A 10606-nucleotide genomic window follows, 5' to 3' on the forward strand; every position below is an offset into this window, starting at 1 on the left:
GGCGCAGGTCCACTCGACAGGACGACGGGAAGAGATGTCTGTCAGGGTAGATGGCAAAAAGTCCGATGGGGTTCCCGAGGGGGCCAAGCGGCTGTCGAGGCTCGCGCGCATCGTCAGAGGGCCGAAGCCCGAGAAGGTGCCTGCCGTCGTGGGCACGGTCGCCGCGCTCATCGGTCTGGCGGACATCGTGGCCGGGGTCGTCCCCCGGTACCGGTGGAGCAGGATGCACGCGCTCTCCGAGGTGCTTCCCGGCACGGTGACCCAGCTGGCCGCGGCCGGCTCGATCATCGTCGGCATCCTGCTGCTGATGCTCGCCCACGGCCTCAAGCGCGCCAAGCAGCGCGCCTGGTTCGCCGCCGTCGTGGTGCTGCCGATCGGTGCCGCCGCGCAGCTGATCTACCAGCACTCCCGCATCGGCACCGCGCTCACGCTGCTGCTCTTCGTCTACCTGCTCCGGCACAAGAAGTCCTTTGCCGCGCTTCCGGACCCCCGCAGCCGCTGGAAGGCGGTCGCCAACTTCATTCTCATGGGCGGGGCCAGCTTCGGCCTCGGCTGGGTGATCGTCGGTTCGCACGCGAACAAGATGGTCGGCGACCCGCCGGTGCTGGAGCAGATCGAGCACGTCATCTGGGGCCTCTTCGGCTTTGAAGGATCGATCCGCTACACCGGCGGCGTCGACTACACGGTCGGCTACTCCCTCGGTGCCCTCGGTCTGCTGACCGTGGCCACCACCGCCTACCTGGCGTTCCGCCCGGCGTACCCGGCGCCCGTCCTCACCGAGGAGGACGAGGACCGGCTGCGCGAGCTGCTCGCCAAGCACGGCGAGCGCGACTCGCTCGGCCACTTCGCGCTGCGCCGCGACAAGAGCGTCGTCTTCTCGCCCTCCGGCAAGGCCGCCGTCTCCTACCGCGTCGTCTCCGGCGTGATGCTCGCCAGTGGCGACCCCATCGGCGACGTCGAGGCCTGGCCGGGCGCGATAGAGCAGTTCATGGAGCTGGCCAAGCGCCACTCCTGGACCCCCGCCGTCGCCGGCTGCAGCGAGACCGGCGGTGAGGTGTGGACCCGTGAGACCGGTCTGGACGCCCTGGAAATGGGCGACGAGGCCATCGTCGACGTGGCCGACTTCAGCCTCTCCGGCCGTTCCATGCGCAACGTCCGCCAGATGGTCAAGCGCATCGAGCGCAACGGCTACAGCACCAAGGTGCGCCGGGTCGGGGACCTGAGCCCCGAGGAGCTCGAGGTCGTCCAGAAGGCCGCCAACGCCTGGCGTGACACCGAGGACGAGCGCGGCTTCTCCATGGCGCTGGGCCGGATCGGCGACCCGAAGGACCTGGACGCCGTCATCGCCACCGCCCACAAGGACCCGGAGGAGGGCGAGGACGCCCCCTTCGGTGACCTCAAGGCCATGCAGCACTACGTGCCGTGGGGCCCGGAGGGCAGCTCGCTGGAGCTCATGCGCCGCGACCGCAGCGCCGACCCGGGCATGAACGAGCTGCTGATCGTCGCCTTCCTCCAGGCGGCGCCCGAGCTCAAGATCAAGCGCATGTCGCTGAACTTCGCGTTCTTCCGCTCCGCCCTGGAGCGCGGCGGCAAGCTCGGCGCGGGCCCGGTGGTGCGCATCCAGCGCACGGTGCTGATCTTCCTCTCGCGCTGGTTCCAGATCGAGTCGCTGTACAAGTTCAACGAGAAGTTCCGGCCGCGCTGGGAGCCGCGCTTCATCGTCTTCCCGACCAGCCGCGACCTGCCCCGCATCGGCTTCGCGATGATGCAGGCGGAGGGCTTCCTGGAGCTGCCGCGGCTGCTGCGCCGTCGCCCGGCGGAGCCGAAGCCCTACGCGCAGGACGAGGACAGCGCGCCCGTGCAGCACGAGGTCACCCGCGCGGCCTGACCGCCCGACGACCGAATGAAAAGTGCGTGAAAACGCCCCCTGTCCGACCTTTCGGGCAGGGGGCGTTCTCTTTGCCGCACGCCCTAGGCTGGTGGCATGAGTACGTTGCGCGGTCGTTTCGGACCTGTCGGGCTGCCGGAGTGGGACCGCTGTGCGGTGATGGGCGTGGTCAACGTCACGCCCGATTCGTTCTCCGACGGCGGCCACTGGTTCGATACCGCCGCGGCGGTCAAGCGGGGCCTGGACCTGGTCACGGGCGGTGCCGACCTGGTCGACGTGGGCGGCGAGTCCACCCGGCCCGGGGCCTCGCGGGTGGACGAGGCGGAGGAGCTGCGCCGGGTGATCCCGGTGGTGCGCGGCCTGGCGGGCGAGGGCGTGGTGGTGTCCGTCGACACCATGCGGGCCTCGGTCGCGGAGGCGGCGGTCACGGCCGGCGCGGTGTTGGTCAACGACGTGAGCGGCGGGCTCGCCGACCCGGAGATGGTGCCCGTGGTGGCCGCGGCCGGGGTCCCCTTCGTGGTGATGCACTGGCGCGGCTTCAGCGCCGACATGAACAGCCGCGCCGTCTACGGGGACGTGGTCGCCGAGGTGCTCGCCGAGCTGCGGGAGCGGGTGGAGGACGTGATCGCCGGGGGCGTCGACCCCGGGCGGATCGTGGTGGACCCGGGGCTGGGCTTCGCGAAGAACGCCGAGCACGATCTGGCGCTGGTGGCCCGGTTGGCGCACCTGCGCCGGGAGCTGGACCTGCCGATGCTGGTGGCCGCCTCCCGGAAGAGGTTCCTCGGCCGGGTGCTGGCCGGGGACGAGGGCAGTCCGCCACCGGCCCGCGAGCGGGACGCGGCGACGGCCGCCGTCTCCGCCCTCGCGGCGCGCGAGGGCGCGTGGGCGGTGCGGGTGCACGAAGTGGGCGCGAGCGCGGACGCCGTCCGTGTCGCGAGAGCCGTAGAGGGCGCAGCGGCCGCGGCCGGCGCCGAGGGGGCCTGGTGAGCACAGCGCGTACCGACAGCGAGCGGGTCGAGCTGGCGAACACCGCGCTGTACGAGGCGGTGGAGCGCGGCGACACGGCGGCCATGGAGCAACTGTGGGTGGACAGCCCCGACGTCGACGTCTCGTGTGTGCATCCGGGGTGGCCGGTGCTGCGGGGGCGGGGCGAGGTGCTCCGCTCGTACGCGCTGATCATGGCGAGCACCGACTACATCCAGTTCTTCCTCACCGACGTCGAGGTGGCGGTGGCCGGTGACACCGCGTTGGTGACCTGCACGGAGAACATCCTCAGCGGTGGCCCGGCGGAGACGGAGGGCGAGCTGGGGCCGCTGGTGGGCCAGCTCGTCGTGGCGACGAACGTCTTCCGGCGGGTGGGGGAGGACTGGAAGGTCTGGTCCCACCACGGTTCACCGGTGCTCGCGGGCCGGGAGGACGAGGAGGACGACGACGAGGAGCCGGGCGGTCCGGAGCGGGCGTGATCCGGCCGCCGACGCGTGCGATGAGGGTGTCGCGCCAGTGGCATGCGTCACGTGCGGGGCGTGGGGTCCGTCACGGCGCCGCGTCAGTGTGAGGGGAATGTGATCACTCGTTCGAGCTGCTTGCGGGCGGGGTAGGGGTGGAGCGCGAGGGCATCGGGTAAGCGCGGCGGGAGCCGTCTAGCACCGCGTGCGCTCCTTGTCCATAGCACCCGTGGGCGGGCACTGTCGGTGCGCGCAGGTAGATTCGAAGATGGGTAACCCGGCCGAAGGCAGGGGGACGGGCGATGTGCCGGCAGTGGCCGGCGCGCTCCCGCACACCGACAACCAGCAGGAGTGATTCGTGTGGATCGTGTCGCGCTGCGCGGCTTGAAGGCTCGCGGGCACCACGGGGTGTTCCCCCGGGAGCGCGAGGAGGGCCAGACCTTCATCGTGGACCTGGTGCTGAGCCTGGACACCCGGCCCGCCGCGGACGCGGACGACCTCACGAAGACCGTGCACTACGGCGTGGTGGCCGAGGAGGTCGTCGGCGTGGTGCAGGGTGAGCCGGTCGACCTGATCGAGACGCTGGCCGAGCGAATCGCCCAGCAGTGCCTCAAGCACCAAGCGGTACGCGAAGTGGAGGTCGTCGTGCACAAGCCCGACGCCCCGATCACCGTGCCGTTCGACGATGTGACGATCACGATTACCCGGAGCCGAGTATGAGCAGCAGCGACCCGACCGTGCAGCCGGTGCCCGCCTCCGTGGTGGAGCAGGTGGACGCCGCCGATGTGACGTTGAGCAATCCCAAGCGGGCGGTGATCTCGCTCGGCAGCAACCTGGGCAACCGCCTGGAGACCCTGCAGGGCGCGATCGACGCGCTGGAGGACACCCCGGGCCTGCGGGTCAAGGCGGTCTCCCCGGTGTACGAGACCCAGCCCTGGGGCGTCGACGCGGACTCGCAGCCGACGTATTACAACGCGGTCGTGCTGGTGAAGACCACGCTTCCGCCGGCGTCGCTGCTGGAGCGCGGGCACGCCATCGAGGAGGCCTTCGAGCGCGTGCGGGACGAGCGCTGGGGCCCGCGCACCCTTGACGTCGATATCGTCACCTATCAGGACGTTCTTTCGGACGACCCGCTGCTGACGCTGCCGCACCCGCGCGCCCATGAGCGCGCTTTTGTCCTGGTGCCGTGGTACGACGTTGACCCGGAGGCCGTGGTGCCCGGTCGCGGCCCGGTCGTCGAGCTGCTGTCCGGCGTCGGCACCGAAGGCGTCAATCCGCGCGTCGACCTGGAACTTCGACTGCCCGAGTAGCCGTTGGGTCCATGTAGTTCCGGTGCGCCGAGGAATCATGGAGGAACGACCCAGTGAAGCAACTGCGGGTCAGTGTGCTGGTCGGGCTGTTCGCGGTGGCCGGGATCCTGTCCTGGGCGGGCGCCCGGCTGTGGGACTCGGTCGGCACCCTGCCGAGCGTGCCGGTGGCGGCGCCCATCGTGCTGGCGGTCATCGCCGTCGTCCTGGCCGCGACCGCCTTCTCGCTGCGCTCCCGGCTGCGCGCCCAGCGTGAGCGCCGGCCCGGCGCCAAGGGCGTCGACCCGCTGCTGGCCGCCCGCGCGGTCGTCTTCGGCCAGGCGAGCGCGCTCGTCGCGTCGCTGGTCGCGGGGATGTACGGCGGGGTGGGCGTCTTCCTGCTCATCGACGGCCTGGACGTCCCGGCCCGCCGGGACCAGGCGATCTACGCGGGCGCGTCCGTGCTCGCGGGCGCGTGCGTGGTGGCCGCGGCGTTCTTCCTGGAGCGCGTCTGCAAGCTCCCGGAGGACGACGACGAGAACGGCGGCACGGCGGCCAAGGCGGCGTAGCCGCGGGTTGTGTTCGTCAGCACCTCCGCTGCGCGGCGGTGTCCTCAATCTCCCCCAGCTACCGCTGGGAGGTGCCCCCAACGGGCTTGGTCGGGCTGGGCTCAGCCACATCAAGCCCGTCCGGCGTTTGAGGACGCGCCCGCAGGGCGCCCGCCGCCGCAGGCCGCACGGACGGCCCGCAGCCGACGATCCGCCGGCGACAGGCCTCAGACGCCGGAGATCGTCTCCAACTCCACGTCACCCCGCGCGGCCCCCCGCGCATCCGCGTCGATCGAGCGTCGCAGCGCCTCGTGGAGACGCGCCGGGGTGAGGACGCCCAGGAAGTGGTCGGCGTCCTCGCCGTCGAGGACGGCGATCCAGCCGGCGTCGTGCTGGAGCATCGTGCTGAACGCCTGCTTGAGCGAGGCCCCCACGGGCAGCCAGGCGTCCATGTGTCGCGAGTGCTGCCGGACGGTGCCGTCGGCGGGGCCCGTCAGCGCGTCGGCGGAGACCCAGCCGTGCAGATGGTCCGCGTCGTCCAGGACGACGGCCCAGCGCGCGCTCTCCGCGGCCAGCCGGGCGGCGGCCGTGACGACCCGGTCGTCGAGGTGGACGACCGGGGGCTGTTCCAGGTCGCCGCGCTCGATGGAGGTCACCGACAGGCGCTTGAGGCCGCGGTCGGCCCCGACGAAGTCGGCGACGTAGGGCGTGGCGGGGGCGCCGAGGACCGCCGCCGGCGGGTCGAACTGCTCGATGCGCCCGTTGCCGTAGACGGCGATGCGGTCCCCGAGGCGGACGGCCTCCTCGATGTCGTGCGTGACGAACAGGACGGTCTTGCGGACCTGGGACTGCAGCCGCAGGAACTCGTTCTGCAGGTGCTCGCGGACGACGGGGTCGACCGCGCCGAAGGGTTCGTCCATCAGGAGTACGGGCGGGTCGGCGGCCAGGGCGCGCGCCACACCGACCCGCTGACGCTGCCCACCGGAGAGCTGGTCGGGGTAGCGGTCGCCGTAGACGGACGGGTCGAGGCCGACGAGGTCCAGCAGCTCGGCCGCGCGGGCGCGGGCCTTCTTGCGCTGCCAGCCCAGCAGGTGCGGGACGGTCGCGGTGTTGTCCAGCACGGTCTTGTGCGGGAAGAGGCCGACCTGCTGGATGACGTAGCCGATGCGGCGGCGCAGCTCCACGGGATCGACCGTGGCGATGTCCTCGCCGTCGAGGTAGATGTGGCCGTCGGTCGGTTCGATCAGCCGGTTGACCATCTTCATCGTGGTGGTCTTGCCGCAGCCGGAGGGCCCGACGAGCGTGACCAGCTCGCCCTCCGCCACCTCGAACGACAGGTCGTCCACGGCGGTCGTGCCATCGGCGTAGCGCTTGGTGACGTGCTCGAAGCGGATCATGCTTCCCCATTCTGGCCGTACTCCTGTCGGACATTGTTGCCGTTGTGTGGCGGCCGCAGTCGAATGTCAGTGCCCGGGGTTAGGGTCGCCAGTAACCGAGGGTCAAGGGCCAGGGGGAGGTGAGGGCGGATGGCGGGGCAGAACTGTCTGATCACCAATGAGTGGATTTGCGGCGAATATGTGCGCACGCGCGGTCAGGAGTTGACCGACGCCACTCTCCAGCACGTCGGAATCACGCTCGCGTCGGTCGCCATCGGGCTGCTCGTCGCCTTTCCGCTGGCCCTGCTGGCCCGCAGATGGCGCGGCGTGGCGGGACCGGTGCTCGGGCTGACCACGATTCTCTACACCGTTCCCTCGCTGGCGATGTTCTCGCTGCTGGTGCCGGTCTTCGGGCTCTCGGTGGCGGTCGTGGTGACGGGCCTGGTGCTCTATTCGCTGACGATCCTCGTGCGGAACATCCTGGCCGGGCTCGCCTCGGTGCCCCAGGAGGCCCGGGAGGCCGCCCGCGGCATGGGGTACGGGCCGGTGCGGCTGCTGTTCGGGGTCGAGCTCCCCCTCGCGCTGCCCGCCCTGATGGCGGGCCTGCGGATCACCACGGTCTCCACGGTCTCCCTCACCACCGTCGGCGCGATCATCGGCTACGGCGGTCTGGGCAATCTCATCTACGACGGCATGCACAGCTTCTTCAAGGCGCAGGTGCTCACCGCCTCGGCGCTGTGCGTGGCCCTCGCGGTCCTCGCGGACCTCGCCCTGCTGCTCGTGCAGCGGCTGCTGACGCCCTGGGCGAGGGCCGGGAAGCGGAAGAAGGCGGTGGCCCGATGAGCGTCGTCGCGAACACCTGGACGTGGCTGACCACCGGCGCGCACTGGTCCGGCGCGGACGGCGTCTGGCACCGCCTCGGCGAGCACCTGTTCCTGACCGTGGTGTGCCTGGCGATCTCCTGCGCCATCGCGCTGCCCGTCGCCGTGGCTCTGGGCCACGTGGGCAAGGGCGGCGCGCTCGCGGTGAACATCTCCAACGCGGGCCGCGCGGTGCCCACCTTCGCGGTGCTGGTGCTGCTGCTCCTCAGCCCGCTCGGTACGCACGGGTCGTGGCCGACGATCATCGCGCTGGTGCTGTTCGCCATCCCGCCGCTGCTGACCAACGCGTACGTGGGCATGCGCGAGGTCGACCGGGACGTGGTCGAGGCGGCGCGGGGCATGGGCATGACGGGCCGCCAGCTGATCGGCCGGGTCGAGCTGCCGCTCGCCTTCCCGCTCATCCTCACCGGCGTCCGGACCGCGGCCGTGCAGGTCGTGGCGACCACCACGCTGGCCGCGCTGCCCGGTGGCGGTGGTCTCGGCCGGATCATCACCGCCGGTTTCCGGCTCACCGACACCGCGCAGGTGGTGTCGGGGGCGCTGCTGGTGGCCGCGCTCGCGCTGCTGGTCGAGGGGGCGTTCGTGGCCGTGGAGCGGCTGCTGGACCCGCGCCGCCGCCGCACCCGCATAGCGGACCGGAAGACCGGCGGCCACGGCCCGGTGGCCCCTGCCGAGGCGCCGGTCCCGGTGGGAAATCCCGCCTGACACGGCGTCGCGCCCCTGCGATGCTGCCGTTTTGACGTCTGATCACCCGCGCGTCCGCCCCGGTGGACGTTCGGCCGAAGTGGATGGAGTGCCCCCATGAGCTGGACCTCGCGCCCCGCGCGGACCACCCGCGCCCTGCTGGCCGTGGCCGGTGCCACCGCCCTGGCCGCGGGCCTGGCCGCCTGCGGCGGCGACAGTCTGGAGAAGTCCGGCGGTGGTGGTGGTTCGGCCAAGCCGGGCCAGGGCTCACTGGTGATCGGATCCGCGTCCTTCACCGAGTCCAAGCTGCTCGCGGAGATATACGCGGGGCTGCTCAAGGACGCCGGATATTCGACGCGGATCAAGACGGTCGACGCCCGTGAGCTGTATGAACCGGCCCTGGAGAAGGGCCAGATCGATGTGGTCCCGGAGTATGCGGCGACGCTCGCCGAATTCCTGAACAAGAAGCAGAACGGTAAGGACGCCGCCCCGGTCGCCTCGGCCGATGCCGACACCACCGTGAAGGCCCTTCGGAAACTCGCCGGGCCGCGCGGACTGAAGGTGCTCGATCCCGGTCGGGCGGTCGACCAGAACGCCTTCGCCGTGAGCCGGGACTTTGCCGCGAAGCACGACCTCAAGACCCTTTCCGACCTGGGGAAATCGAAGCAGAAGATCAAGCTCGCGGCGGGCGACGAATGCTCGCAGCGGCCCTTCTGCCAACCCGGTCTGGAGAAGACCTACGGCATCGACGTCACCGGTATCGACCCGCTGGAGGTCGGCAGCACCCAGGCCAAGCAGGCGGTCAAGGACGGCAAGGACCAGATGGTCCTCACCACCACCACGGACGCCACCCTCGAACAGTTCGGCCTTGTTCTCCTCGAGGACGACAAGAAGCTCCAGAACGCCGACAACGTACTGCCGGTGGTGAATGCGGAGAAGGCCGGTTCGCAGAAGATCGCGGACGCGCTCGGGAAGCTCAGCAGGGTGCTGACCACGGCCGATCTCACCGAACTCAACAAGAAGGTCGACGCGGAGCGGCTGAAGCCCGCGGATGTCGCCGCGCGCTACCTCAAGGACAAGGGCCTGCTCACGAAGTAGCCGGGCAGTAGGGGCGAAGTAAGATCAAGGGAAGAGTTTGGTGGTGGGGTCACACTCTTCGGGCGTCGCACGGTAAGTTTCAGGCCATGCCACGAGGACGCCACCGCCATTCGCCGCCCCTGCACAGGCTTCTTCCCTCATCGACGGTCGCCGCGACATCGGTCGCTTGCGCCGCCGGTGCCTGGGTGGTCGGGGAAACGGTCCTCATCCGCAGTCTCGCGGCGGCCGCGGCCGCCGCCTCTGTGGTCGGTGCCGTACTGATGCGCCGCTGGGACCGTTCCGCCAGCAAGCGCGTCGCCCAGCTCACCGCGGCCCGGGTGCGCGACGAGTGGAAGACCGAGGAGCGCATAGCCGAGCTGGAGACGGAGCTCGAGGAGTCGCGCCTCCTGCGCACCAGGCTGGAGACCAAGCTCCGCGCCAAGCGCTCCGAGCTGGCACGGCTGCGCACCGAGCACGCGGATCTGCTGCGCCGGTACGCCACCGCCGAGACCGAGCGGGCCGGAGTCCTGGAGCGTCAGCGACTGCTCACCAAGAATTCCGCCGCGCCCGCCGCCAAGGAACTGGAGGCCGCGGCATCGGCCCGGCAGAACGCTGCCGCCGCCTACGTCAAGGCCGCCGACGCCCTGCGCAACCTGGAGCGCAACGGCGCCGCGCAGCGGGCCGCCGCCGAGACCCCGGCCGTGCCCGCGGCGGCCGTCCCCGCGCCCAAGGCCCTGGAGAAGGCCGAGAAGCCGGCGAACGCCGCGGACCCCAAGGCGGTCAAGGCCCCCCAGCCCGCGCGGAAGCCCGGCGGTCCGGGGAAGCCGGGGCCCGGGACGCCCGGCCTCATGCCCGCACCCAGGCCCGGCACGGGCGGTGTCGTGCGCGACCAGCGCACGGTGCCCGCGGCGGCGGCCGTGCTGCCCCAGGCGCCCGCCCGCACCGCGTCCCGGGCCCAGGGCGGCTTCGACTTCTTCGGCACCCAGGGGGCGCCGGCCCTGCCCGCGCGCCCCGTCGAGGAGGAGGACCTCGCGGACGTCGTCGGCGAGGAGGCCCTCGCCGAGCGGGAGCGCCGCGCAGCGGCCGAGGCCGCGGCCGTGCCCGACCTCGACACCGACCCCGACATCGAGGACATCGACACCGACGACGCCGAGGACGAGGCCGCTGAGGCCGTCACCGAGGCCGAGGACGCCGAGCCGCGGACCGCGGCCGACGGTTCGGTCATCGACCTGACCGCGCACGACGAGACCGAGCAGATCGACGTCGCCGGACTGCGCAGCGCGATCTAGCGGCAGCGCGAGCGACGGAAAAGAAGGGCGGGGGGGGGGGGGGGGGGGGGGGGGGGGGGGGGGGGGGGGGGGGGGGGGGAGGGGGGGGGGGTGGTGGGTTGTGTGGTTTTGTGTTTTTTGGTGGTGTGTGTT

General features: G+C 71.5%; 11 protein-coding genes. 10 read left to right on the top strand and 1 reads right to left on the bottom strand.

Annotated features, from left to right (window positions below):
• Window positions 1-34 precede the first annotated feature (34 nt).
• The 6 genes from ACZ53N_RS05835 to ACZ53N_RS05860 all read left to right on the top strand — a co-directional run bounded on the left by ACZ53N_RS05835 (window position 35) and on the right by ACZ53N_RS05860 (window position 5188).
• Window positions 35-1888: a phosphatidylglycerol lysyltransferase domain-containing protein gene (locus tag ACZ53N_RS05835; RefSeq protein WP_469139703.1), complete on the top strand. Its 1854-nt coding sequence runs from the start codon at window positions 35-37 to the stop codon at window positions 1886-1888.
• A gap of 96 nt (window positions 1889-1984) precedes the next feature.
• On the top strand, window positions 1985-2875 hold the full coding sequence (gene folP / locus ACZ53N_RS05840) for a dihydropteroate synthase (RefSeq protein WP_469139704.1): 891 nt from the start codon (window positions 1985-1987) through the stop codon (window positions 2873-2875).
• A complete protein-coding gene (locus tag ACZ53N_RS05845; protein WP_469139705.1) occupies window positions 2872-3351 on the top strand; it encodes a nuclear transport factor 2 family protein in 480 nt (159 codons plus the stop codon). Before folP ends, ACZ53N_RS05845 begins: the two co-directional genes overlap by 4 nt.
• Before the next feature lie 342 nt (window positions 3352-3693).
• The gene (gene folB / locus ACZ53N_RS05850) at window positions 3694-4053 is read left to right on the top strand and encodes a dihydroneopterin aldolase (protein ID WP_469139706.1); all 360 of its coding nucleotides are present in this window, start codon (window positions 3694-3696) and stop codon (window positions 4051-4053) included.
• Window positions 4050-4643, top strand: a complete 594-nt coding sequence (folK, locus tag ACZ53N_RS05855) for a 2-amino-4-hydroxy-6-hydroxymethyldihydropteridine diphosphokinase (protein WP_469139707.1) — start codon at window positions 4050-4052, stop codon at window positions 4641-4643. The genes folB and folK overlap by 4 nt, the downstream gene beginning before the upstream one ends.
• A gap of 53 nt (window positions 4644-4696) precedes the next feature.
• The gene (locus ACZ53N_RS05860) at window positions 4697-5188 is read left to right on the top strand and encodes a DUF3180 domain-containing protein (RefSeq protein WP_469139708.1); all 492 of its coding nucleotides are present in this window, start codon (window positions 4697-4699) and stop codon (window positions 5186-5188) included.
• Window positions 5189-5394: 206 nt separating this feature from the next.
• On the opposite strand, the gene ACZ53N_RS05865 is transcribed toward ACZ53N_RS05860, so the two are convergent.
• Window positions 5395-6564 (bottom strand): ABC transporter ATP-binding protein, encoded by a 1170-nt coding sequence (locus ACZ53N_RS05865; RefSeq protein ID WP_469139709.1) that lies wholly within the window; start codon window positions 6562-6564, stop codon window positions 5395-5397.
• Window positions 6565-6693: 129 nt separating this feature from the next.
• Between ACZ53N_RS05865 and ACZ53N_RS05870 the strand changes: the two genes are divergently transcribed.
• From ACZ53N_RS05870 to ACZ53N_RS05885, 4 genes are all read left to right on the top strand, one after another.
• Window positions 6694-7386, top strand: a complete 693-nt coding sequence (locus tag ACZ53N_RS05870; RefSeq protein WP_469139710.1) for an ABC transporter permease — start codon at window positions 6694-6696, stop codon at window positions 7384-7386.
• Window positions 7383-8129 carry an ABC transporter permease gene (locus ACZ53N_RS05875; protein WP_469139711.1) on the top strand — a complete coding sequence of 249 codons (747 nt, stop codon included), beginning with the start codon at window positions 7383-7385 and terminating at the stop codon, window positions 8127-8129. Before ACZ53N_RS05870 ends, ACZ53N_RS05875 begins: the two co-directional genes overlap by 4 nt.
• A 96-nt stretch (window positions 8130-8225) precedes the next feature.
• Entirely contained in the window at window positions 8226-9206 is a 981-nt protein-coding gene (locus ACZ53N_RS05880) for an ABC transporter substrate-binding protein (RefSeq protein WP_469139712.1), read from the top strand.
• Window positions 9207-9391: 185 nt separating this feature from the next.
• The gene (locus ACZ53N_RS05885) at window positions 9392-10474 is read left to right on the top strand and encodes a hypothetical protein (RefSeq protein ID WP_469139713.1); all 1083 of its coding nucleotides are present in this window, start codon (window positions 9392-9394) and stop codon (window positions 10472-10474) included.
• The last annotated feature ends 132 nt before the right edge of the window (window positions 10475-10606 follow it).

Source organism: Streptomyces sp. NPDC033229, from assembly GCF_055576875.1.